At 66.7% G+C, this 21,204-nt stretch carries 23 protein-coding genes and 2 tRNA genes; 7 read left to right on the top strand and 18 right to left on the bottom strand.

What is annotated here, in order from left to right; all coding sequences use genetic code 11:
* Positions 1–39: 39 nt before the first annotated feature.
* Positions 40–1,173 (bottom strand): pole-localized protein SpbR, encoded by a 1,134-nt coding sequence (gene spbR, locus CA606_RS05910; RefSeq protein ID WP_096051972.1) that lies wholly within the window; start codon positions 1,171–1,173, stop codon positions 40–42.
* A gap of 153 nt (positions 1,174–1,326) precedes the next feature.
* On the opposite strand from spbR, the gene CA606_RS05905 reads away from it, so the two are divergent.
* Both CA606_RS05905 and CA606_RS05900 read left to right on the top strand, forming a co-directional pair.
* Positions 1,327–3,120 carry a hybrid sensor histidine kinase/response regulator gene (locus tag CA606_RS05905; RefSeq protein ID WP_096051973.1) on the top strand — a complete coding sequence of 598 codons (1,794 nt, stop codon included), beginning with the start codon at positions 1,327–1,329 and terminating at the stop codon, positions 3,118–3,120.
* 85 nt (positions 3,121–3,205) lie between these two features.
* Positions 3,206–4,396, top strand: a complete 1,191-nt coding sequence (locus CA606_RS05900; RefSeq protein WP_096051974.1) for a CaiB/BaiF CoA transferase family protein — start codon at positions 3,206–3,208, stop codon at positions 4,394–4,396.
* Here CA606_RS05900 and CA606_RS05895 read toward each other — a convergent pair.
* Entirely contained in the window at positions 4,383–5,252 is an 870-nt protein-coding gene (locus CA606_RS05895; protein WP_096053857.1) for a transglycosylase SLT domain-containing protein, read from the bottom strand. The genes CA606_RS05900 and CA606_RS05895 overlap by 14 nt on opposite strands.
* A gap of 191 nt (positions 5,253–5,443) precedes the next feature.
* On the opposite strand from CA606_RS05895, the gene CA606_RS05890 reads away from it, so the two are divergent.
* Positions 5,444–6,166 carry an energy transducer TonB family protein gene (locus CA606_RS05890; RefSeq protein ID WP_096051975.1) on the top strand — a complete coding sequence of 241 codons (723 nt, stop codon included), beginning with the start codon at positions 5,444–5,446 and terminating at the stop codon, positions 6,164–6,166.
* Between the two features lie 86 nt (positions 6,167–6,252).
* On the opposite strand, the gene CA606_RS05885 is transcribed toward CA606_RS05890, so the two are convergent.
* Both CA606_RS05885 and CA606_RS05880 read right to left on the bottom strand, forming a co-directional pair.
* Positions 6,253–7,416, bottom strand: coding sequence for an acyl-CoA dehydrogenase family protein (locus tag CA606_RS05885; protein ID WP_096051976.1), 1,164 nt, complete (start codon positions 7,414–7,416; stop codon positions 6,253–6,255).
* Positions 7,417–7,451: 35 nt separating this feature from the next.
* Complete coding sequence (locus CA606_RS05880) at positions 7,452–8,462, bottom strand: NAD(P)/FAD-dependent oxidoreductase (RefSeq protein WP_096051977.1); 1,011 nt, start codon at positions 8,460–8,462, stop codon at positions 7,452–7,454.
* 211 nt (positions 8,463–8,673) lie between these two features.
* On the opposite strand from CA606_RS05880, the gene CA606_RS05875 reads away from it, so the two are divergent.
* From CA606_RS05875 to CA606_RS05860, 4 genes are all read left to right on the top strand, one after another.
* Positions 8,674–9,081, top strand: coding sequence for a helix-turn-helix domain-containing protein (locus tag CA606_RS05875; protein WP_096051978.1), 408 nt, complete (start codon positions 8,674–8,676; stop codon positions 9,079–9,081).
* Between the two features lie 300 nt (positions 9,082–9,381).
* Complete coding sequence (locus CA606_RS05870; RefSeq protein WP_096051979.1) at positions 9,382–9,660, top strand: HU family DNA-binding protein; 279 nt, start codon at positions 9,382–9,384, stop codon at positions 9,658–9,660.
* A 131-nt stretch (positions 9,661–9,791) separates the two neighbouring features.
* Positions 9,792–11,012, top strand: coding sequence for a putative DNA modification/repair radical SAM protein (locus CA606_RS05865; protein ID WP_096051980.1), 1,221 nt, complete (start codon positions 9,792–9,794; stop codon positions 11,010–11,012).
* Positions 11,012–12,439, top strand: coding sequence for a UdgX family uracil-DNA binding protein (locus tag CA606_RS05860; RefSeq protein ID WP_096051981.1), 1,428 nt, complete (start codon positions 11,012–11,014; stop codon positions 12,437–12,439). The genes CA606_RS05865 and CA606_RS05860 overlap by 1 nt, the downstream gene beginning before the upstream one ends.
* Positions 12,440–12,656: 217 nt before the next feature.
* Here the strand turns inward: CA606_RS05860 and CA606_RS05855 are convergent.
* The 14 genes from CA606_RS05855 to CA606_RS05790 form a co-directional block, all read right to left on the bottom strand.
* Positions 12,657–12,733, bottom strand: a tRNA-His gene (locus CA606_RS05855).
* 128 nt (positions 12,734–12,861) lie between these two features.
* Positions 12,862–13,593, bottom strand: coding sequence for an energy transducer TonB (locus CA606_RS05850; protein ID WP_096051982.1), 732 nt, complete (start codon positions 13,591–13,593; stop codon positions 12,862–12,864).
* A gap of 10 nt (positions 13,594–13,603) precedes the next feature.
* Positions 13,604–14,038: a biopolymer transporter ExbD gene (locus tag CA606_RS05845; RefSeq protein WP_062094562.1), complete on the bottom strand. Its 435-nt coding sequence runs from the start codon at positions 14,036–14,038 to the stop codon at positions 13,604–13,606.
* A gap of 5 nt (positions 14,039–14,043) precedes the next feature.
* Positions 14,044–14,958: a MotA/TolQ/ExbB proton channel family protein gene (locus CA606_RS05840; RefSeq protein WP_096051983.1), complete on the bottom strand. Its 915-nt coding sequence runs from the start codon at positions 14,956–14,958 to the stop codon at positions 14,044–14,046.
* A 577-nt stretch (positions 14,959–15,535) separates the two neighbouring features.
* A tRNA-Phe gene (locus tag CA606_RS05835) sits at positions 15,536–15,611 on the bottom strand.
* Positions 15,612–15,710: 99 nt separating this feature from the next.
* On the bottom strand, positions 15,711–15,884 hold the full coding sequence (locus tag CA606_RS05830; RefSeq protein ID WP_096051984.1) for a DNA gyrase inhibitor YacG: 174 nt from the start codon (positions 15,882–15,884) through the stop codon (positions 15,711–15,713).
* On the bottom strand, positions 15,881–16,942 hold the full coding sequence (locus tag CA606_RS05825; RefSeq protein ID WP_096051985.1) for a ribonuclease E/G: 1,062 nt from the start codon (positions 16,940–16,942) through the stop codon (positions 15,881–15,883). The genes CA606_RS05830 and CA606_RS05825 overlap by 4 nt, the downstream gene beginning before the upstream one ends.
* Positions 16,939–17,544, bottom strand: a complete 606-nt coding sequence (locus CA606_RS05820) for a Maf family protein (RefSeq protein WP_096051986.1) — start codon at positions 17,542–17,544, stop codon at positions 16,939–16,941. Before CA606_RS05820 ends, CA606_RS05825 begins: the two co-directional genes overlap by 4 nt.
* Before the next feature lie 7 nt (positions 17,545–17,551).
* Entirely contained in the window at positions 17,552–17,770 is a 219-nt protein-coding gene (gene infA, locus CA606_RS05815; protein WP_004617696.1) for a translation initiation factor IF-1, read from the bottom strand.
* Between the two features lie 96 nt (positions 17,771–17,866).
* Entirely contained in the window at positions 17,867–18,325 is a 459-nt protein-coding gene (locus CA606_RS05810) for a low molecular weight phosphatase family protein (RefSeq protein WP_096051987.1), read from the bottom strand.
* A gap of 2 nt (positions 18,326–18,327) precedes the next feature.
* Positions 18,328–18,807, bottom strand: a complete 480-nt coding sequence (locus CA606_RS05805) for a UPF0262 family protein (RefSeq protein ID WP_096051988.1) — start codon at positions 18,805–18,807, stop codon at positions 18,328–18,330.
* A 21-nt stretch (positions 18,808–18,828) separates the two neighbouring features.
* Positions 18,829–20,115 (bottom strand): histidinol dehydrogenase, encoded by a 1,287-nt coding sequence (gene hisD / locus CA606_RS05800; RefSeq protein WP_096051989.1) that lies wholly within the window; start codon positions 20,113–20,115, stop codon positions 18,829–18,831.
* A gap of 265 nt (positions 20,116–20,380) precedes the next feature.
* Complete coding sequence (locus CA606_RS05795) at positions 20,381–20,575, bottom strand: hypothetical protein (protein WP_096051990.1); 195 nt, start codon at positions 20,573–20,575, stop codon at positions 20,381–20,383.
* Positions 20,576–20,762: 187 nt separating this feature from the next.
* Entirely contained in the window at positions 20,763–21,203 is a 441-nt protein-coding gene (locus tag CA606_RS05790; protein ID WP_096051991.1) for a DUF2948 family protein, read from the bottom strand.
* Position 21,204 lies beyond the last annotated feature (1 nt).

The following is a 21,204-nucleotide window of genomic DNA, read 5'->3' as shown; positions in this document are numbered from 1 at the left end:
GCCCAGACCCCTTTCGAACAACTGTTAGGTTTCGTCGAGTCAGGCCGACTGGGCGCGGCGCTTGCTGGCGCTGCGGTCCATGCGCTCGAGCAGGTACTCGCTGTCCTCGCGCGAGGCGATGTGAGACGAGGTCAGGAACCGCTGGATCATGTGCTCCTGGAAGCGCTCGCGATCGTGCGCGCCGCCATCGAAGTCCAGTCCATGGAAGGCGTCGACCCCAGCCCGGAACGCCGAATAGAGGCGCGACGGCAGGCCAGCGCGCTCGCAGATGGCCTTCAGACCCAAGGGCCCGGCGTCGTGGATCATCAACCAGGTCCGGTGGTGCGGCACGCCCGCCAGCTCGGCGACGGCCCACTCGAAGAACGTCATGTGCCCATGCGCCAGGGCGCGCAGGATCAGCGATGGCGACAGGCGTCCCATCTTGTTCAGGTGAGCGACAAACCCCTTGGGGTCCGCGGCGCGGCCCGCTTGATCGACCAGGTCGATGGTCGCGCGCTCGGTCGCGCCAAGGATCAGCTCCATGGTGCGCTCGGGCGACAGCGCATGGCTGGTCAGGATGTGGTCGCGCAGCTGCTCGCCGACCATGTCGATCAGGCGCTCGGTGACCGCCAGCGGCAAGGCCGACCTGTAGGCGACAGCCTGCAGCACCTGCTCGGACTTGGAGAACCGGTCGAGCGCCTTCTGCAGCGCGACTTCCGAGAAGCGCGCATTGTCGTTGGCGCAGACGGTCGCGACCACGTCCTCGCCGCCCTGCTCGACCAGCAGCGTCGTGATCTTGCTCGACAGCTTGGGACGCTTGGCGACCGCCATCTGGCGCACTGGTCCGCCAACCTTCACGATCTCGGCGAGATCGGTGTCGGTGAAGACGGGCGAAAAGCTGATGATCGGCAGGCTGACGCTTTCGACGTCGCGCGCCAGTCGGTTGGCGACGTCCGGCGGCAAGGCGAGCGAGTTCTTCAGCGTCACGGCCATGGCCCGACGCACCAGCTCGGCGGCGTCGGCGGCCATCACGCGGAGGATATCGTGCGCGACCTCGCGCTCCTCCTCGGTCAAGACCGAGCGATCGATGCTGCGACAGAGCTTGTGCGCCGCCAGAGCGCGCTCGTCAGGCGTCGCGCCCTTAACGAGCATGCGAATGTCGGCGTCGGTGAGTGCAGCGCGTGTGGTGGCCATGGTTCGCCCGCAGGGAGCTATGCGTAGAGTCGCATATTCGACGGTTAGGCTTAATGATTGTTTGCGCCAGGAAGCTGTGGATTAACGATAACCCGTAACGGGGCGCAAACCACGCTCGACTAGGGTGCCGCCTCAACCGAGAGGAGCGCGATCTTGATCGCCGAGCGCCGCCTAGCAGTGACACCCACGGACGGCGCCCAGGTGGTCAAAGCCCTGGACGCCCAGGCCGCGCTATTGCCTTACGCCCTTGGGGTTTTCGCGGTCAGCCTGCCCCTGTTCGTCTGGGTCGGATCGTTCGCGGCCAATCCGCTCTGGATGACCGCCAGCTTTGTTGTCTTCGCGATCAATTGGGGCGCCTTCTACGCTGCGGTGAACTGGCTGCGCGACGAACCGTCGCAAGATTTGGCGCGGCGAGCCCGCGTGCACGTCCTGTGCGGCGTGCTCTGGGCGCTGGCGGTTGTCCAGATTTCGATCTTCGCGCACGGCGCGGGTCCCGCCCGAGAAACGCTTCTGTTGCTCGCCACCGCTGGGGCCGTGCTGTGCACGTTCTTCGCCGCGCCCTATATGCCGGGCCTCTTGATCATCGCGCCGGTGGCCGCCGCGGGCCCACTGGTGGCGCAGTTCTCCCAGACCGATAGCCGCCTGGCCGGCGAGCTGACCTTCGGGGCGACGGCGCTGGCCATGACCTTGGCGCTGATCCTCAACCGCATGTTCCGCCGCCAGCACGACCTGGCGATCGCGCACGAGCAACTCGTCGACGAGCGCCTCCGGGTTCTGGAGGAAGCCGAACGCACGGCGCGCTCGAAGTCCGATATCGTCGCGACCCTGAGCCATGAAATTCGTAACGGGCTGACAGGCGTCACCCACGTCCTGGCCGCCGCCGCCGGGCGAGGCGGTCGAGCCGCCCCCTCGCGCGAGCAGCTCAACGCAGCGCTCGACGCGGCCCAAGACCTGATCGCCGTGCTCAATGCGACGCTCGACTCTGAGACCGCCGAATCCGGCCGACTGCAGGTTGACGCCCACCCCTTCGACCCCGTCCGCCTAGTGCAGGACCTGACCCTTCTGGACAAGCCGCATGCGGCCACCAAGGGCCTGGAGTTGTCGGTGCACATCGATCCGCTGCTGCGCGGTCCCGCCAGGGGCGCGGTGATCGCGGACGCGCTGCGCACCCGGCAGGTCGTCTCGAATCTGCTGGGGAACGCGATCAAATACACCGTGCGCGGCCGGGTCGAAGTGCGACTGGAGGTCCGCGGCGAGCTCATCGCGATCGAGGTGGCCGATACCGGTCCGGGCCTCTCCAGCGAAGAGATGGAGCAGGCCTTCGAACCCTTCCGCCGCGTTGAACGCACCGGCGCCGGGGTGAACGGCGCCGGCCTTGGACTGTCGCTGGCCCGTCAACTGGCCCGCCTGATGGGCGGTGCGCTGGACGCCCGCAGCGCGGTTGGCGTGGGCAGTTGCTTCACGCTGACGCTGCCCTTCGATCCGACCGCCCAAAGCGAACTTGAGGAAGAGCTCGACACCGTCACGATGGAAGCCCCGGGGGCGCCGCGAGCCCTGCGCGTCCTGATCGCCGAGGATGATGCGTTGAACGCGGCTATGCTGCGCGCGGTCCTGGAACAGCTTGGCCATCAGGTGGTGCATGCTCAGAACGGTCGCCGGGCGGCGGACCTCGCCAAGATCGCCGAGTTCGACCTGCTGATGCTGGATCACCGCATGCCGGTGATGGACGGGCCTTCGGCTGCGGCGACCTTGCGCCAAGGCGAGGGACCCAACCAGTCGACCCCGATCGTCGCGATCATCGACGGCGAGGCCGAAGAGGCCGCCGAGTTCCTGGAAGCTGGGGCCGATATCATCCTGCGCAAGCCTGTCAGCGTGGCTGGCGTGGCGCGAGCCCTCGCCGACGCCGCCGCCCTCGATCGCAGCGATCCCGCCAAGGCGGCCGCCTGATCCCACACGTACCGCAGGGTAAGCCTTCCCTCGACGACCGCCCTCGCCCATCCTCCCCGGCAACGATAAGATATGGGAGGAAGCGATGCTGGAAGGCCTGCGCGTCGTTGAACTGGCGACCTACATCGCCGCCCCCGGCGCCGCCGGCGTCATGGCCGATTGGGGCGCGGACGTCATCAAGGTGGAGTCGCCCGAGGGCGATCCGATGCGGCGGTTCTTCGACACCATCGGCTCGGACCAGGACGCCAACCCGGTCTTCGAACTCGACAATCGCGGCAAGCGGGCTGTTGTGCTGGATATCCGCAGCGAGCTTGGCCGTGAGGCGCTGAAGGCGCTGGTGGCCACCGCCGACATCTTCCTGACCAATGTGCGGGCGGCGGCGCTGGCCCGGGCGGGCCTGGACTATGAGGCGCTCAAGGCCGTCAATCCGCGGCTGATCTACTGCAGCCTTTCGGGCTATGGCCTGACGGGGCCCGATGCGGACAAGCCGGGCATGGACGTCGCCGCCTTCTGGTCGCGCGCGGGTGTCGGCGCGATCACCGCGCCCAAGGGAGCCGAACCTTTCCCGATCCGGACCGGCATGGGCGACCATGTGACCTCTCTGGCGACCGTGTCCGCGATCCTGGCGGCGGTTCACGAACGCACGCGCACGGGCGTTGGCCGGCTGGTCGAGACCTCGCTGCTGCGCACCGGCGTCTATGCGATCGGGTCGGACATGGCGATCCAGCTGCGGTTCGGGAAACTGGCCTCGACGCGGGGGCGCCGCGAGGCCGTCCAGCCGCTTGCGAACTTCTACATGACCGCAGACGGCCGCTGGATCTGCTTGCTGCCTCGGCAGGGCTCCGTCGACTGGCCGCGGATCGCCGCCGCCGCCGGACGGTCGGAGCTGGTCGACGACCCCCGCTTTGGCTCCGCCAAGGCGCGGCGGGAACACGGGCAGGCTCTGGTCGACATTCTCGACGAAGCGTTCGGCGCCATGACCTATGAGGCCGCCGCCGCCGCGCTGGACGCTGGCGATATCACCTGGGCGCCCTACCAGACCCCGCGTGAGTTGGCGCTGGACGCCCAGGCCGAGGCGGCGGGATGTTTTGTCGAGACCCCGGACGGCGCAGGCGGAACGTTCAAGGCTCCGGCGGCGCCGGCGCGCTTCCCGGGAGCGCAGGACGGCCCACGCGGCCCCGCCCCCAAGCTTGGCGCGGATACGGCGGCGGTGTTCCGAGAGCTGGGCTGGTCAGAAGATCAGGTCGCGGCCTTGACCAAGGTCAGCGCTGCTTGACCTTGTCGTTGGCCTCGGCCAGCACCCGCAGCATCTCGGCGGAGAACATCGAACTGGCCAGGCGCTGACCCGCGCCCATGCCGGAACCTTTGGAGTCCCCGAACGGGCTGCCGATATCCTGCGAACCCCGCAGGATCAGGTCCACGACAGCCTCTTGCTGGCGAATGCGCTCCAATCGCCGTCCGCTGGCGTATTGGATGAAGCCTTGATCGCCAGACGCGTCGCGCGCCTGAGCGGGGTCGGTGACGCGGGTGGCGCCGCCGGTCTTGGTCAGGTTGGCGTAGAGCTCGCCCACCGTCGCGGGTCGCCCGTCGCGGTAGAAGATCGAGCGGTTGGCCTGGGCGGCTTCCGGGAACATCGCGGCGGCGTTGGCGGTGGGCGAGACCGAAACGGCCTGGATCAGGCGCGCCGAGCCTTGCGGCCCCAGGAAGTGGGCGGCGTAGAGCTCCCCCGCCGTGGGCGTGCGCCCGACGCGGCCGCGCAGGTAGGAGGCGTGATCCGACGCCAGCTCGCCGGCCATCAGGGAGGCGGCGTGCGGATCCATCTTCAGACCCAGAACCGCCTTTCGCGCCTCATCACCCTCGACCCGGTAGCGCCCGTCGGCCCCTTGGCTGATCAGATCAGCGTACCGCGCGTAGCCGTATTTGGAGCCGTGCTTCTTCAGCGTGGCCAGCCAGGTTTGGTCGACGAACTGGAAGAGACCGGACGCCGATGAGGTCCTGGCCTTTGCGCCGGGATTGAAACCGCTCTCGCGCTTGGCCGTGCCCATCAGGAACGTGAAGTCGACCCCCGTCGCGTTCGACGCGCGCTGGATCGCCGACTCGACGACGTTGCGGAGGGAGTTGACGGCGGGCATGACCCAGGAGTCGCCGATCATGGTTAATCCACGATTAACCACGTTGATCCGCGGGTGCGACGAGAGCGCGCGCCCACCACGGACTTACGCTTGTAAGAAAAATCGACCAATAGATTACGATTGTCAATTTACAGCGGCGCTACGCCGTGCTGACCTTATCCTACAGTCGTAATTTCCAATGAGAGGTCGACATGGCTCTGGCTCTGCACCCCAACGGCTCCGGCATCCCGGGACTGGATGACGCGCCGCGCAAACCCGCCAAGGTGCTGCTGATCGGGCTAGGTGTGTCCGGTGCGCTGCATATCGCGCTGATCGGATACCTCGCCTACCAAAAGTGGACGCAGCCGATGCCGCCAATGGCGCCGGATACCGGTTTCATCGTCGAAACCGTGCCCTTCACCCCGAAGCCGCCTCCCCCGCCGCCGCCGACCGAAAAGCCGCCGCCGGCGGTCACCGCGCCGAAGCTCCACATCCCTGTTCCGACGCCCTTTGAAACGCCACCGCCGCTGATCGCCGATCCAAGGATTGTTCCGGACGGTCCGCCCGCCCCGGGGCCGATCACGACCCTGACGCCGACGGTCACGACACCGCCGGCACCGCCTCAGCCGCCGCCAAAGGTGATCACGAGCGCCAACTGGCAGCGGATTCCCTCAGCCGATGAGATGGCCCGCTACTACCCCGAAAGCGCTCAGCGCCGAGGTCTGTCGGGATGGGCGACGCTGAGCTGCGTCGTCGCGCTCAATGGAACGGTGCGGGACTGCGTCATCGCGGCGGAGTCACCGGCCGACGAGGGCTTCGGAAGCGCCGCGCTCAAGATCTCGCGCTTCTTCAAGATGAAGCCACAGACCGAGAACGGCGAGCCGGTCGACGGCGCGACGGTTCGCATCCCCATCCGCTTCAACGCGGGCGCCTGACAGCCCCATGACGCAGACGCCCTGCCTTCGGCGCTGAAGCGGAGGCCGGGTCGCAAACCTTCCTTGCGGCCCGGCCGTCTTCTTTCCTAGTAGCTCTTGGGCAGGCCGAGAACGCGCTCGGCGATGAAGTTCAGGATCATTTCCCGGCTGACGGGGGCGATGCGCGCGATCATCGCTTCGCGGAAGTAGCGCTCGACGTCGTACTCCTTGGCGTAGCCCATGCCGCCATGCGCCAGCACCGACGCCTCGCAGGCATGGAACCCGGCCTCGGCGCCCAGATACTTGGCGGCGTTGGCTTCGGCCCCGCAATCCTTGCCCTGGTCGTAGAGCGAGGCGGCCTTGAAGGCCAACAGGTTGGCGGCCTCGAGCTCGGCCCACGACTTGGCCAGCGGATGGGCCACGCCCTGGTTCTGACCGATCGGACGACCAAAGACGATCCGCTCATTGGCGTAGGTGGTCGCCTTGGCCAGGGCCGCGCGGCCAAGGCCGATAGCTTCGACGGCGAACAGCACCCGCTCGGGGTTGAGACCGTGCAGCAGGTACTGGAAGCCCTTGCCCTCCTCGCCGACCAGATCCTGCGCCGGGACGAACAGGTCCTCGATAAAGAGCATGTTACATTCGACGGCCTTGCGCCCCATCTTCGGGATCGGCTTGGCCTCGATCTTCTCGCGGTCGGTATAGAACAGCGACAGACCTTGGTGCGGCTTGGCGCACTGATCCTTGGGCGTCGTCCGCGCGATGATCAGGATCTTGTTGGCGCGCTGGGCGCCGGTCGTCCAGATCTTGCGACCGTTCAGGCGGTAGCCGCCGTCGACCTTCTCGGCCCGGGTCTCCAGGCTCGAGGTGTCGAGGCCCGAGTTCGGCTCGGTGACGGCGAAGCACATCTTGTCCTCGCCCGAAATGATCCGGGGCAGCAGGCGGTTGCGTTGCTCGTCTGAGCCGAACTTCACCAGCGGCATCGGGCCGAAGATGTTGAGGTGGATCGCCGAGGCGCCCGAGAAACCGGCTCCCGACTGGGCGACCGTCTGCATCATCACCGCCGCCTCGGTAAGGCCAAGACCCGCGCCGCCCACGCTTTCCGGCATGGCCACGCCCAGCCAGCCGCCTTCGGCGATGGCGGCGACGAACGCCTCGGGGAACTCACCCGTCTCGTCGGTGCGGCGCCAGTACTCGTCGTCAAACGCCGCGCAGACCTTGGCCACGCCCTCGCGGATGGCCTCTTGTTCCTCGGTCAACCAGAATCCCGACATCGGCCAACTCCCCTGCTTATTCTTCTTGCTTAGATCTAAGGCTTTTCGAAGCGCCTAGCGTACATCGCAGTGGCGTCCTGGCCTAGGTTATCACCCGTCAGATACGCTGCGACCATGTCGGCCACAAGCGGCGCGAACAGCCAGCCGTTGCGACGCGCACCCACAGCAAGCATCACCCCAGGCGTTTGGCTCCAGCCAACCAGAGGCAGTCCGTCTGGCGTGGTCACCCGGACCCCGACGTCAACCGCGGCGCTATCCAGATCGAGGTCTGGCCGGAGCATCGCCGCAGCGGCGCGCAGCGCGCGGGTCGCCGCCGGGTCTGGCGCAAGATCATCGCGCCCATGCTCCATCGTTGCGCCGATGGCGAGCGAGGCGCCGGGTGCGAGATAGACGCCCTCGCCTCGAACGACGGGCGTTTCCCCCTCGTCCCGTTCGGGCAAACGCAGGATTTGCCCCTTAATGGGCTCCAAGGTGCTCGTCTCCGGCGCGATGCCGCCGTGGCGGACTCCAGGACCCGTGGCCAGCACCAGGGCGTCGAACGCTTCGCGGCGGCCATCCGCCAGTTCGACAACGCCAGGCTCGAATCCCTGCACGGCGACGGATCGGAATTCGGCCCCCGCCTGGCGAGCGGCCTCGTGCAGCGCTTCCAGCGCCTGCCGAGCATCGATCCGCCAATCCTCGACGACGAGGGCGCCGGCCGGCGCTCCCAAGGCGTCCAGGCGCGTCGCAACCTCGCGTCGCCAGGCGTCCGCGCCTTCGATCCGCACGCCGCTGCGAACCAGCATGAGCCCCAGCGCCTGCGCGAAGTCTGGCCATAGCGCGCGCGCGCGCCGCATCAGATCCAGGTGGTGGCGCGAGGCGGGGTCGAAGAGCGCCTCACTCAGCGGCGCCAGCATGCCGGCCGCCACGCCGGAGGCGTTCACGCCAGGCGGAGAAGGATCAAAGACCGTGACCTCGAAACCCAGGCGCGCCAACCGCAGGGTCACGGCGGATCCCAAGGCCCCGGCTCCCGCCACGGCGACGCGCGCGCCCGATCGAAGTTTCATGGCGCGCAGACACCTTCAGAGACCTGCGGCGTCAAGTCCCAAACAACGCGTAAGTCGCCCAAATCAACCATAAGGGTAAACCATACATCGCGACACTTCAGCGCGAAGACCCGTTCCGTGCATGGCTGCGCGTGACGAAGCCGCCAAGCTCGGTCTATATCCGTTAAGACTACAGTCAGCCGTTTACCGGTGTTGGAGGGAATAAAGGCGGATGAACGATCGACCCGCAGCCGAACAGGCCCATCCCGTTGATCTCTATGTGGGGGCCCGGCTGAGAATTCGTCGCAAGATGATGGGTCTCAGCCAGACCCAAGTCGCTGACGCCCTCGGCATCACCTTTCAGCAGATCCAGAAGTACGAGCGCGGCGCCAACCGGATCAGCGCCAGCAAGCTCTACGACGCCGCGAAACTGCTTCAGGCGCCTGTGTCGTACTTCTTCGAAGGTCTCAACGAGACCGACGGTGGTGTGGACGATGGATTCGCCCAGCGCATGACCGAGTTCGTCTCGACGCCGGAAGGCCTCGAGCTGGCCAGTCTTTTCCCGCGCCTCGCCGACCGTCGCCTTCGTCGCCGGGTCGTCGATCTGGTGCGCGCCATGGTGGACGACGAAGCGCCATAGGGCCCATCCTCGCACGCCAGCCGGAACGGCATCTTCAGACCCCGCATACTGCGGGGTCTTTTGCTTTGCGGCCGGTCAGAATCAAGCGGCTTGCGGCGCTGAACCATCCTCGTTTTTGCGCTGCAACAGGCCGTTCAGGCTTCTCGCGAGCGCTCCCAAGGCGCCTTGACCTTAAAAAACGCCGCGCCATGGACGTTTTGTCCCCGTGAATCGACGTTTTAACCTTTCCTAACGGGTGACAAACGCGATCGGCGTCGTCAGGCTCGGATTTCCCTGATTCACAGGAATGAGCTTGAGAAGATGAACGTTTCCGATCTGGTCGACGCCGCTGTCGCCGCCGACGAAAAACTGACGAAGACCCAGGCCAAGGCCATCATCGACGGCGTCTTCAAGTCGATCTCCGACGCCGCCGTGAAGGGCGATGAAGTCTCGATCCCGGGCTTCGGCAAGTTCAAGGTCCAGGCCAAGCCGGCCCGCACCGGCCGCAACCCGGCCACGGGCGCGACCATCGAGATCGCCGCCAGCAAGAAGGTCGCCTTCACGCCGGCCAAGCAACTGAAGGACGCCGTCAACGGCTAAGCCTTTTGGGTGAGGAGCCGGCGCCTCGGGCGTCTGCCTCTCGCTACAGCTTCGGGGTGCGACGTTCAGCCTAGCGCAAACGTCGCACCCTTAGGCTTTCAAGAACAAAAAGAGAACGATACCATGTGCGCATGGCCGTTCTCGATCTCAGGCGCAAGCTCGCCATTCTTTCCGACGCTGCGAAGTATGACGCCTCCTGCGCGTCGTCAGGGGCGGCGAAGCGCAACTCGCTCGACGGCAAGGGCGTCGGCTCGACCGAAGGCATGGGCATCTGCCACGCCTATGCGCCGGACGGGCGTTGCATCAGCCTGCTCAAGATCCTGCTGACCAACTTCTGCATCTACGACTGCGCCTATTGCATCAATCGGGTGTCGTCGAACACGCCCCGGGCGCGGTTCACGGTGAAGGAGGTCGTCGACCTCACCCTCAACTTCTACAAGCGCAATTATATCGAGGGCCTGTTTCTGTCGTCTGGCGTCATCCGCTCGGGCGACTACACGATGGAAGAGATGATTCGGGTGGCCAAGTCGCTGCGCCTGGACCACGACTTCCGAGGCTACATCCACCTGAAACTCATCCCCGAAGCCTCGCCCGAGTTAGCGGCCGAGGCCGGCCTCTACGCCGACCGGGTCTCGATCAATATCGAGCTGCCGCGCGACGATAGCTTGAAGTCGCTGGCGCCTGAAAAGGACCCCACCGACATCAAGCGGGCGATGGGACGTATGCGCCTGGCGATCGACGACCACGCCGAGCCCGCGCGTCGATCGGGACGGCGCGCCTTCGCTCGCAGCCAATCCACCCAGTTGATCGTTGGCGCCGACGAGGCCAGAGACGGCGATATCCTGGCCCGTAGCGCCAATCTGTACGGGGCCTATCGCCTCAGCCGCGTCTACTATTCCGCCTTCAGCCCGATCCCGGACGCCAGCCATCGGCTTCCGCTGGTGCGCCCTCCGCTCCTGCGGGAGCATCGCCTGTATCAGGCCGACTGGCTGATGCGGTTCTATGGCTTTGCGCAGCCCGAAATCGTCGAACAAGGCGATGACCTGGACCTGTCTGTCGACCCGAAGACTGGCTGGGCGCTGCGACATCGGGATCGGTTTCCCATCGACGTACAGACCGCTGACAAGGAAGCGCTTCTGCGCGTCCCTGGCCTGGGCGCGAAGGCCGTCGCGCGGGTTCTGGCGGCGCGTCGGATCAGCCGGCTCACGCTCGACGACCTGAAGCGGGTTGGCGCGGTTCTGAAGCGCGCCAAGCCCTTCGTGGTGACCGCAGACTGGCGTCCAGGCGCGTTGACCGATCAGGAGGACCTCAAGGCCGCCCTGACCGCTCCCGTGCAGCTGAGCCTGTTCTGATGCGCGTCGTTCGCCTGGGTTCGGAAGTCGACTTCGACGGCTGGCGAAAGGCTGCGCGAGCCCTGCGGGCCGAAGGGACACCACCTGAGGCGCTTGTATGGACCGTGGAGAGAGACCTCTTTGATCACGGGGAGCCGATCGCAGCGACCGCCGGAACCTTCGCCGTACCGGCCGCCTTCATGAACCTGGCCCAGCAGGTCGTGTTGAACCGATCGCCCGACCGCTTCGCCCTGCTCTACCGCATCCTCTGGCGGTTGGAACGCGAACCCCGCTTGATCGACAATCCGGCCGAAACGGACATGGCGCGGGCGCGCGACATGGCCAAGGCCGTCAGCCGCGCCGCTCACAAGATGAAGGCCTTTGTCCGCTTTCGCCTGGTCGAGGGCGCGGAGAAGGAGACCTACGCGGCCTGGTTCGAGCCCGCGCACCGGGTGACCGAGGCGACGGCGCCCTTCTTCGCCCGGCGCTTCGCCAATATGGATTGGACGATCCTGACGCCGGACGTCTGCGTGGCGTGGGATGGCGACCGCTTGATGGTCTCCGAAGGAGCCGATCCGGCCGACGCGCCGTCCGAGGACGCCCAGGAGGAGCTCTGGCGGACCTACTACGCTTCGATCTTCAACCCGGCCCGTCTCAACCCCCGCCAGATGCGCCAGGAGATGCCAAAGCGGTATTGGCGCAACCTTCCCGAGGCGGCGCTCATTCCGGGGCTGATCGAAGCCGCCCAGGACCGAGCCGCCGCCATGGTCGCGACGCCGCCCCGCCCGCCCTCCGACCGCGTGCTCAAGGCGGCGCAGCGCCATGCCCGAGACGCCTCTTTCGGCGCTGGGATCCCGACCAGCCTGGAGGCGGTCCTGGCGGGGGCCAGCGTGTGCCGGCGCTGTGATCTGTGGCGGGACGCGACCCAGAGTGTCCCGGGCGAAGGGCCGCCGAACGCTCCGCTGATGTTCGTCGGTGAACAGCCCGGCGATCAAGAAGACCTTGCGGGCCGCCCCTTCGTGGGTCCAGCGGGGCAACTGTTCGATCGCGCGCTCGCGGAGGCCGGCGTGCCGCGCCAGCGGGCCTACGTCACCAACGCCGTCAAACACTTCAAGCATGAACCAAGGGGCAAGGTGCGGCTCCACAAGACCCCGTCTCAAGGCGAGGTCAGCGCTTGCCGCGGGTGGATGGACGCCGAACGTCGTCTGGTTAGCCCCCGCGTGATCGTGATGCTGGGCGCGACCGCCGCCCTTAGTGTGACCGGACGGGCGGCTCCAATCACCGAGTCGAGAGGACGACCTCTGACCCTGCCCGATCAGGTCCAAGGGCTGGTGACGTTCCATCCCTCCCATCTTCTTCGGCTTACGGACACGGCGGCCAAGGCCGCAGCCTACCGGTCCTTCGTGCAGGATCTGCGGCTGGCGGGCGAACTTGCCGGCTTGGTCTGAACGTCGCCTGTAGTCGTCGGATCAGCGCCGCGCATTGCAACGTAAGGGGCTGATCTCGCGCCCCCTCGCCGGCGTGTCCCGGGATCGGTGCGGCGCAAGACTTTCGCCCGTCCTGGCGGCGACTGAATAGTCAGGAAGGGCGGACGAACGTCACGTCCGACGCCAAGGCCGGATACGAAAAAAGCCCGGCAATGCCGGGCTTTTCAAGGACTTGCGATGGTACCAGCTCTCGGGCTCGAACCGAGGACCTCTAGATCCACAATCTAGCGCTCTAACCAACTGAGCTAAGCCGGCTCATCGCGAGGCGTTGTCTTTAGTGGGATCGCCCGCCGGGATCAAGCACCGATCCCGATGTTTTGAACGGAAAACGCCCCGGAGTCGAAACTCCGGGGCGCTTCCTAGGTATCGACTGGATCCAGGTCCTATTGCGGGACTTGGAACACCAGCGGGACGGTCACCTGGCCACCGTCGACGGGCGCGCCGTCGAGGGTCTTGGGCTTCATCCGGAACAGGCGCGACAAGCGGATAGCCGCATCGCCGAAGCCCATGTCAGCCGGCGATTCGGAAACCACCGAGCAGCCTTCCAGAGTGCCCTTAGCCGTCACGGTGCACGAGATCGTCGCACGACCGCTGACTTCCATCCGCTGAGCACGGTCCGGATAGTACCGGGCCATGTCATCGCCCGAGGGCTTACGGGCCCAGTCCGGACGCGTGATGACCGAAGCGCGCGCCGGCGGGTTCGAAGGAACCGGAGGCGTGGGCGAGATCACCGGCGGAGCCGTCTGTTCCACCCGCTTTTCAACGGGCGGGATCGGCAGCGGCGGCGGCGGCGTCACGTCCGGCGGCGGAGCCACCGGGGGACGCGGCTGAACCACGGCCGGAGGCGGCGGAGGTTCATTGGTCGGCGGCGGCGGAGGCGGAGGCGGCGGAGGCGGAGGCGGCGGCGGAGGCAGCTCCACAACCGTCGCGTCGTCCGAGTACTCCTGGAACACCGCTTCGAACTTTTGCTTCGCGAGATACGCGAAGAGAAGCGCGTGCAGACCAACCACCACAGTCAGGGCGACGCCGAAAGGACCGAAGCCCTTCTTGCGACGCGGACCATCCGAAGTGAGCGGATCGTAGCGGCGATGCTCGGGCGTATTTTGATCAGCCATGCATCACCCCCTACTGACTATCATCCCGCCCGACGAGAGCCACGCTGTAGAAGCCGTTATCCTGGAGAGTGTTCATCACCTCCATGAAAGCCCCATAGCGAACCTTTTCGTCGGCCCGGATGAAAATGCGCTCCTTCGTCGGATCGCGACGGCCCATGCTCTTGGTGATGTCGTAGCCCAGCTCATCGATGCTGGTCTCGTTGTCACCAAGGTAGAGCTGTCCCGACTGCTTGATCGAGACGTAAACCGGCTTGGATGGTGGCGGCGATGATTTCGCCACCGCCGGCGGCAGGTTCACTTCGACCGACACGGAGGCCAGCGGAGCCGCCACCATGAAGATGATCAGGAGCACCAGCATAACGTCCACGAAGGGCGTAACGTTGATCTCGCTGTTCTGTTCGACGTTGAACCTGTCGCCCCCACCGCCTGAAAGCTTGGCGGCCATGGGTGTTACGCCCCCTTGTCGAGCTGGCGCGAGATGGCGTTCATCAGTTCAGCAACGAAACCTTCCGAACGCGTGCCGTAGGCCGAGATGCGGGTCTGGAAGTAGTTGTAGAAGATAACGGCCGGGATAGCGGCGAACAGACCGATACCGGTGGCGAGCAGGGCTTCAGCGATACCCGGCGCCACGACGGCGAGGTTGGTCGTGTTGGTGTTCGCGATGCCGATGAACGACGTCATGATGCCGTACACGGTACCGAACAGACCGATGAACGGACCGCCCGAACCGACCGAGGCCAGGAACACCATGCCACCCGACAGGCGCTTGGCCAGCGAGGCTTGGACGGCGTTGATGGCGTAGGTCGCGCGGCTCAGCGTCGAGTCGCGGTGCTCGCCGGCGACGGCCAGGCCGGCCTGACGCGACAGCTCAACTTCCTGCGAGGCGGCGGCGGCCATGTCGGCCATCGGGTTGCCTTCGAATTCTTCCGACGAGCTGATGCGCGCGATGTCGGCGATCGAGCGAGCGCCGCGGAAGGCTTCCAGGAACTTGTCCGACTGCTTGTTCAGCGCGGCGAACTCGAAAATCTTGGTGAGCAGCAGCACCCACGAGAAAACCGAGGCCAGGATCAGGCCGATCATGACGACCTTCACGACCACGCCAGCGGCCATGAACATGCCGACCGGGGTCAGCGAGTGGCTGGCCTTGGCCTCGCCACCTTCTTCGGCGGGAGCAGCTTCGGGAGCCGGAGCAGCGGCGGCGGCGGCGTCCGCGGCCGGAGCGGCGGCGGCGTCGGTGGCCGGTTGAGCTTCAGCGGAGGCGGCGGCGGGAGCCGCAGCGTCTTGCGCAAAAGCCGGGGCGCTCGCCATCAGCGCCACGGCGCCGACGAGAGCGATGAGGGGGGTCTTCCGTTTAATGTCGAGCATCTGTCGCCAGTTCCTGATTGGCCTAGCACGTTTGGACCGAGGGTCGTCGCGCGAGAGCGTCTCCACCCTAACTCTGAATAGTCCGCCTGGAGCTCGATAGCTCTCACCCCCAGCGGACCCGCTTCGCTGCGCTCGACCCGTTACGCCCCTCACGAGGACCAGCCTCCAGAAGGATCGTTTCGAAGCGCGTGCAACCGACGCCCTTTTGGGGCTCCGGTCTTACCGCAATGTTAGAATTGCGGCTGGGGTCCTTTGGCAACCCCTTTTCGCACCGTCAAGGGTCTCATTTGGGCACAAATTCATCGCCCGCCCCCGTGGCCTGCGGGCCTTACCGCACTGCACAAAACGGTTTTCCGGATTTCGGGGCGGTTTTTCCCTGCCAACGAGAAAAACCATGCTGCACTGCAGCAAGGCAACAAAACGCGGGTCTGTGAAGAAAGGCGCCTGTCTGTGCGGCAGATGGGACGTCCGCGCGGCGTAAACAAGCTCGCCCCGCGAAGGAACAGTGCGAGGGCCGACCGGACAACCGGGCGACCTTCTGGACGAGCCTGACTTCCGAAAGGAAGGAAATGGGGAGTGGTGCCTGGGGCCGGAATCGAACCAGCGACACGCGGATTTTCAATCCGCTGCTCTACCAACTGAGCTACCCAGGCATCCGGGCTTTGGCGGTTGAAACCGCCTTGGCGACCTCGCCGTGCAGCGAGGAGCCGGGTCTATAGGGGAGGCGCGAAAGGATGTCCAGCGCCGTTTTATCATTCCCTGTTGATGTCTTGGGATGGCGGATTTTCCTCGTCATCGTCGCCGCCCGCGACGACGTAGCGGTCGCTCAGCCAGCGCTGCAGATCAACGTCCGCACAGCGTTTCGAGCAGAACGGCCGGAACGCAGAATCAGCGGGCTTGGCGCAAATCGGACATTTCGCGCTCATCTCGCAGACACCTCAAATCGGTCGACGGGCCAGCCGGGCATGGATTCGATCCCGAAACGCCGCCCCAAACGCTCGGCGACGCCCTGATCAAGCTCAGCCTGGAAGGCCTCGGCGACCGCGGGGGCGCAACGCGCGGTCAGGCGCCCGCCGGGGTCCGCCCTGCCCTCACGCTCCAGCGCCCGCGCCATGCGCCGCGCGACATGCCGCGGATTGGATCCCCCGCCCGCTGAGAGCAGGCGATCGAGAATCGGCGGCGACCGTCTGGGCACGATCATCTCGAGCGTACCGAACTTGCTGATGGCGCCGATTCCCACCCCCGGATTATCCGGAGCGAAGGCGTTGCGCGCCGCCGTGGTCAGCGCCTGGGCGTCATGTCCCCGACCGACGAGATCGAACACGATGATTCCGGCCAGTCCCTTGAGTCGGAGCACCCGCGCGGCGACGTTCACCGCCGCCATGTTGGCCAACCGCGCCGCGCGCTTGGAGTCTGCGCCCTCGCGCGCGCCAAGATCCACGTCGATGGCGGTCAGGGCCCGCGTCGGCTCGACGGCGATGTCTCCGCCGCCCGGCAGGCTGAAGACGGTGGCCAGAGCGTCCGCCTCAGCCTCCTCCACAGCCAGCAGGGCCTTGTCACCGGTCGTGGGCGATCCAGCCTTCACGACCTGATGCAGCCGCTCCTCGATCGACGGGGCCTGGGCCAAGACGCGCGGCTCGCCCTGCCCTTCGGCCACGAATCGCGCGACGCCCGCCTTGTCCGCGCGGGACGGCGTCTTGATCTCGATCTCGACGACGCCCCCCTCGACCAGGGCCGGCATGTCGGGACGAAGCGGTAGAATCAGGTCCTGGCCGCCCGGCAACTGCACGAAGGCGGACGCAAAGGCCTTCTCGATCTTGCGCACCCGCGCCACGCCCCGCACGCCCTCGGCGTCCAGGGGATCATCGCCCGGCCATTCGACCATCAGGCGCTCGGGACGGCCATCCAGCGTCACAACGCCGACGGTCTCCCCCACTCCCTTGTAGAGATAGGCGCGACGCACGGTGGGCGCTTTTGCGCTCATGGGCGGTAACCCAGGCCGGAGAGCAGGTTAAGCGTCTCGTACAGGGGCAGGCCCACGACGCTGGGATAAGAGCCTTGCAAGTCGGTGATGAACCCGCCCGCCAGGCCCTGGACGCCATAGCCGCCCGCCTTGCCGCGCCACTGGCCGCTGGCGACATAGCCGTCGCGCTCAGCGTCGGACAGGCGCTTGAACCCGACCTTGGTCTCGACCAGGCGGGTCGCCGCGCGGCCGTCGGGCGCGATCAGCGCCACACCGGTCAGAACCTTGTGGTTCCGGCCCGACAGGAGCTTGAGACAATAGAGAACATCGGCCTCGGTCTCGGCCTTGGGGAGAATACGTCGTCCGACAGCGACGACGGTGTCGGCCGCCAGCACGAAATCGTCCGGCGCGCGCGCAGCGACCACCCGCGCTTTCTCCAGCGCGAGTCGCAACGCATGACGACGGGGCGTCTCGTCGCGAAGCGGTGTTTCGTCGATGTCGGCGGGATCAACCCGGTCAGGCGTGACGCCGACCTGGGCGAGCAGGTCGAGGCGCCGGGGGCTCGCGCTGGCCAGCACCAGCGCCGGCCCGGCGGCCACTGGGGCGGCCGTCTTCGGAGCCATCGGCGTCTTACTTGAAGCGGTAGGTGATACGGCCCTTGGTCAGGTCGTAGGGGGTCATCTCGACCAGCACCTTGTCACCGGCCAGAACGCGGATGCGGTTCTTGCGCATCTTGCCGGCGGTGTGAGCGATGATCTCGTGGTCGTTTTCCAGCTTCACGCGGAACGTGGCGTTCGGCAGCAATTCGCTGACCGTACCGGGAAACTCGAGCAGTTCTTCCTTAGCCATCAGGCCTCTCAAAGGGACGAATCGAATAGCCGCGCGGCCCGCTTTGACATCGAGTCAGAGCGAGGCCGATCGCGGCGAGGCGCCTCTATAGCGCAATTACCCCCCAAACGTCGATGGCGCGCCGAAACGTTGCTTGATGGCCGCCGCCAGCCCGTCGCGGACCTCGCGATAGGCCTCGAGACGCGCCTCCCGCGAGCCGTCGGTCAGGGTGGGGTCGTGGGTCGGCCAGTACTCGATCTCGACGGCGCGATCGCGGGAGAGCTCCACGGCCCGGTGCTGGGCTTCCGGTGTCAGGGAGACGACGACATCGAAGCTGTCATCCTCCAACTGCGCGAAGGTCTTGGGCTTGTGGTCGGAAACATCCAGACCCAGCTCGTCCATGACCGCCACGACGAAGGGGTCGATCCCCTCCCCCGCCGGATCGGACTTCAGGCCGCACGAATCGACAAAGGCGCGCGTGCCGTAGAATCGCTTGAACAGGCCCTCGGCCATCGGCGAGCGCACGCGGTTGTAGTTGCAGGTGAACAGCACCGCGTCCGGCAACGGCTGCGACACGGTCAGCCCCGCCAGTGCAGCGCGCAGATCAGGGTGAACAGGCGACGCGCTGTGTCGAGGTCGGTCTTGACCTTGCCCTCCAGCCGCTCGCGCAGAAGGTTTGAACCTTCGTTGTGCAGGCCCCGTCGCCCCATGTCCAAGGCTTCGATCTGCTGGGGCGAGGAGTTGCGGATAGCCGAGTAGTAGCTGTCGCAGATCAGGAAATAGTCCTTGATCACGCCTCGAAACGGCGAAAGCGACAGAAGGTGCCGGCGCTCGTAGCCCGCCCCGGAGATGTCGAAGGCCAAGCGGTTCTCGATCAGCGACAGCCGCACGTCATAAGGGCCCTCGCCGGCTTCGGCGGGCTCGAAATAGTTGCCCTCGAGCAAGTCGAAGATCGCGACCTGACGCTCCTGCTCCTGGTCGCGCGAAGCGGCCGCGAGGCTTTCCTCGTCGATCTCGATCGACTTGATCCGGTGGTTGGCGCGGGCGTCGGTGCTCATCTGACGGAGGAGGTTCGCGCGTCAGTCGCCGGTTGGCAACCTCACTGACGCCGACAGGGCGTGGGCGGGCAGACCCTCGGCCTTGGCGAGCGCCACGGTGTGCGGCCCGAGCACGGCGAATGAGGCCGGATCGCACTTCACGATCGAGGTGCGCTTGATGAAGTCGTAGATCGACAGACCCGACTGGAACCGCGCGGCGCGGCTGGTGGGCAGCACGTGGTTGGAGCCGGCGACATAGTCGCCGATCGCTTCGGGCGTGACTCGGCCCAGGAAGATCGCGCCGGCGTGCCGCACGCGGTCGGACAGGCGCTCGGGGTTGTCGAGCGCGAACTCGACGTGCTCGGGCGCGATGGCGTCGACCAGGACCGGGCTCTCGTCCAGCGGCGCGATGATCACCGCGCCGTGGTCGCGCCACGAGGCCGCAGCGTCTTCGCCCGTGGCCAGGGTCTTGAGGCGCTCGGCGATGGCCTGTTCGACCGCAGCGGCGAAAGCCTCGTCGTCGGTGATCAGGATCGACTGGGCGGCCGGGTCGTGTTCGGCCTGGCTGAGCAGGTCGGCGGCGATCCAGTCGGGATTGTTCTTGTTATCGGCCACCACGACGATCTCTGACGGCCCCGCCAGGGCGTCGATGCCCACCACGCCGTACAAGCGGCGCTTGGCGGCGGTGACATAGGCGTTGCCGGGACCAACGATCTTGTCGACGGGCTGGATCGGACCCGCGCCATAGGCCAGGGCGGCGACAGCCTGAGCTCCGCCCACGCGCCAGATCTCGGTGACGCCGGCTTCCTTGGCTGCTGCGAGCACCGCAGGTTGAAGCTTGCCGGGCGGGGTGACCATGGCGATGCGATCGACGCCGGCGACCTGGGCCGGAACGGCGTTCATCAGCACGGTCGAGGGATAGGCCGCACGACCGCCCGGAACATAGACCCCCACGGCCTCCAGCGGCGTCCAGCGCCAGCCCAGCTCGACGCCGGCCTCGTCGGTCCAGGCCTGGTCGGCCGGACGCTGGCGGCTGTGATAGGCGCGGATGCGGGCGGCGGCGAAGGCGATGGCTTCGCGCACGTCCGCCGGCGTCTCAGCCGCGCCGGCCTCGATCTCCTCGGCGGTCACGCGGATCGTCTCGGCCGTCAGGTCGACCTTGTCGAAGCGCCGGCCGTAGTCGAGCAGCGCCTCGATCCCCTGCGTCCGCACGGCCTCGAGCACGACAGCGACGGCGGCGTCGACATCCGCCGGCGAGCCGCGACGCTCGTCGAGGAAGGCCTTGAAGGCGGACTGGAAATCGGGGTCGGAAAACAGGAAGCGGCGCATGGGCTGCTAGATGCGGCTTTTTCCGACCAAGGCAAGCCCGAAAGCCTACGGAATGGCGGGGTCGTTCGTCGCGGCGCGCCGCATCAGGAGGCCGTTGGCGCCAGGTCTTCGTTCCAGAGGTCGCTGTCGGGCGCGCGCATGCCGCTCTCCGCGGGTGCGATCCGTCCCCAGCGCGCCGGCCCCCGCCGCGACGCGACCCGACCCGACCTTAGGAGCGGATCGCGCACGCTGGCAATTGGCGGGACGTCGTTATGGCGCGATCCGCTTACGCCAGCGCTGCGTAGGCCAGCGTCGCCAGCCCGGCGCAGAATACGAAGCTGAGCGCGACCAGGGTGGCTCGGCCCCAGTCGAAGCAGGGACCGCCGTGCCGAAGCACCGGCGGCTCGGGCTTGGTGATGTCGCATGCACGGAAAAACGCGGACTGGGCTTCGCCCATCGAGTAGGCGGTCTTTCTGGCCATGAGGGCCTCCCTGACGTTCGCGCCTCTGTTGGACGCGTGGCGTTAGGTTAACACCGCTCGCCCTTCCGGCGAATTGGCGACGCGATCACTAGCGCGTGGGACGAATCGCTGGCGCCGGGCCTGCCCTTGGAAAGACCAGAAAAAAGGCGCCGCTCAGGGTTTGAGCAGGCGCCTAAATCGAAGGCTTTCAGTCTGCGTGTCCCGGTGTCCGAGATGTCGACCAAGGATCGGAGACATCCGCCAGCGCGACGTCGAGACAATCGACCGTGACCCGCATGTCGCCCCCGCCCGCGAAGGTCAGGATCACCACGCCGGCCGGAGCCTCCTGCGCCGGCTCGAAGCCGATCGACAGCAGCTCGACCACCGCACCCTTGGCGTCACGGCGCAGATTGCGCGCCTGGACGCTGGAGACGTCGCCGAACTGCAGCGCCGAGCGCACGCGCTCGCCTTGCTTGCCCTTGCGAGCCTCCCAACGGAAGCGGTTGCAGGCGATGGTCAGGGTCCGCGCCTGAGCGTCCCAGCGGATATCGCCGATCTTGGCGATGGCGTCCTGAAGGGCCGCCGACAGGACGCTCAGATCGTCGGCGTCGTGCGCCAGCAGGCGCAAGGGTTTGGCGGCCTCGGCCATG

The organism is Caulobacter vibrioides, assembly GCF_002310375.3.
Classification (GTDB): Bacteria; Pseudomonadota; Alphaproteobacteria; order Caulobacterales; family Caulobacteraceae; genus Caulobacter; species Caulobacter vibrioides_D.
Note: the sequence above shows the minus strand (reverse complement) of the source record. Positions and strands in the feature narration are given on the sequence as shown.

Excerpts from the sequence above, each read along its gene's own strand:
- hisD (WP_096051989.1), bottom strand. The coding sequence starts at position 20,115 with ATGCGCCGCTTCCTGTTTTCCGACCCCGATTTCCAGTCCGCCTTCAAG.
- CA606_RS05890 (WP_096051975.1), top strand. The coding sequence starts at position 5,444 with ATGGCTCTGGCTCTGCACCCCAACGGCTCCGGCATCCCGGGACTGGAT.
- CA606_RS05805 (WP_096051988.1), bottom strand. The coding sequence starts at position 18,807 with ATGAGCACCGACGCCCGCGCCAACCACCGGATCAAGTCGATCGAGATC.
- CA606_RS05795 (WP_096051990.1), bottom strand. The coding sequence starts at position 20,575 with ATGGCCAGAAAGACCGCCTACTCGATGGGCGAAGCCCAGTCCGCGTTT.
- CA606_RS05865 (WP_096051980.1), top strand. The coding sequence starts at position 9,792 with ATGGCCGTTCTCGATCTCAGGCGCAAGCTCGCCATTCTTTCCGACGCT.
- CA606_RS05895 (WP_096053857.1), bottom strand. The coding sequence starts at position 5,252 with ATGCCCGCCGTCAACTCCCTCCGCAACGTCGTCGAGTCGGCGATCCAG.
- CA606_RS05830 (WP_096051984.1), bottom strand. The coding sequence starts at position 15,884 with ATGAGCGCGAAATGTCCGATTTGCGCCAAGCCCGCTGATTCTGCGTTC.
- CA606_RS05875 (WP_096051978.1), top strand. The coding sequence starts at position 8,674 with ATGAACGATCGACCCGCAGCCGAACAGGCCCATCCCGTTGATCTCTAT.
- CA606_RS05845 (WP_062094562.1), bottom strand. The coding sequence starts at position 14,038 with ATGGCCGCCAAGCTTTCAGGCGGTGGGGGCGACAGGTTCAACGTCGAA.
- CA606_RS05900 (WP_096051974.1), top strand. The coding sequence starts at position 3,206 with ATGCTGGAAGGCCTGCGCGTCGTTGAACTGGCGACCTACATCGCCGCC.
- CA606_RS05880 (WP_096051977.1), bottom strand. The coding sequence starts at position 8,462 with ATGAAACTTCGATCGGGCGCGCGCGTCGCCGTGGCGGGAGCCGGGGCC.
- CA606_RS05790 (WP_096051991.1), bottom strand. The coding sequence starts at position 21,203 with ATGGCCGAGGCCGCCAAACCCTTGCGCCTGCTGGCGCACGACGCCGAC.
- spbR (WP_096051972.1), bottom strand. The coding sequence starts at position 1,173 with ATGGCCACCACACGCGCTGCACTCACCGACGCCGACATTCGCATGCTC.
- CA606_RS05850 (WP_096051982.1), bottom strand. The coding sequence starts at position 13,593 with ATGGCTGATCAAAATACGCCCGAGCATCGCCGCTACGATCCGCTCACT.
- CA606_RS05860 (WP_096051981.1), top strand. The coding sequence starts at position 11,012 with ATGCGCGTCGTTCGCCTGGGTTCGGAAGTCGACTTCGACGGCTGGCGA.
- CA606_RS05870 (WP_096051979.1), top strand. The coding sequence starts at position 9,382 with ATGAACGTTTCCGATCTGGTCGACGCCGCTGTCGCCGCCGACGAAAAA.
- CA606_RS05885 (WP_096051976.1), bottom strand. The coding sequence starts at position 7,416 with ATGTCGGGATTCTGGTTGACCGAGGAACAAGAGGCCATCCGCGAGGGC.
- CA606_RS05820 (WP_096051986.1), bottom strand. The coding sequence starts at position 17,544 with ATGGCTCCGAAGACGGCCGCCCCAGTGGCCGCCGGGCCGGCGCTGGTG.
- CA606_RS05825 (WP_096051985.1), bottom strand. The coding sequence starts at position 16,942 with ATGAGCGCAAAAGCGCCCACCGTGCGTCGCGCCTATCTCTACAAGGGA.
- CA606_RS05840 (WP_096051983.1), bottom strand. The coding sequence starts at position 14,958 with ATGCTCGACATTAAACGGAAGACCCCCCTCATCGCTCTCGTCGGCGCC.
- infA (WP_004617696.1), bottom strand. The coding sequence starts at position 17,770 with ATGGCTAAGGAAGAACTGCTCGAGTTTCCCGGTACGGTCAGCGAATTG.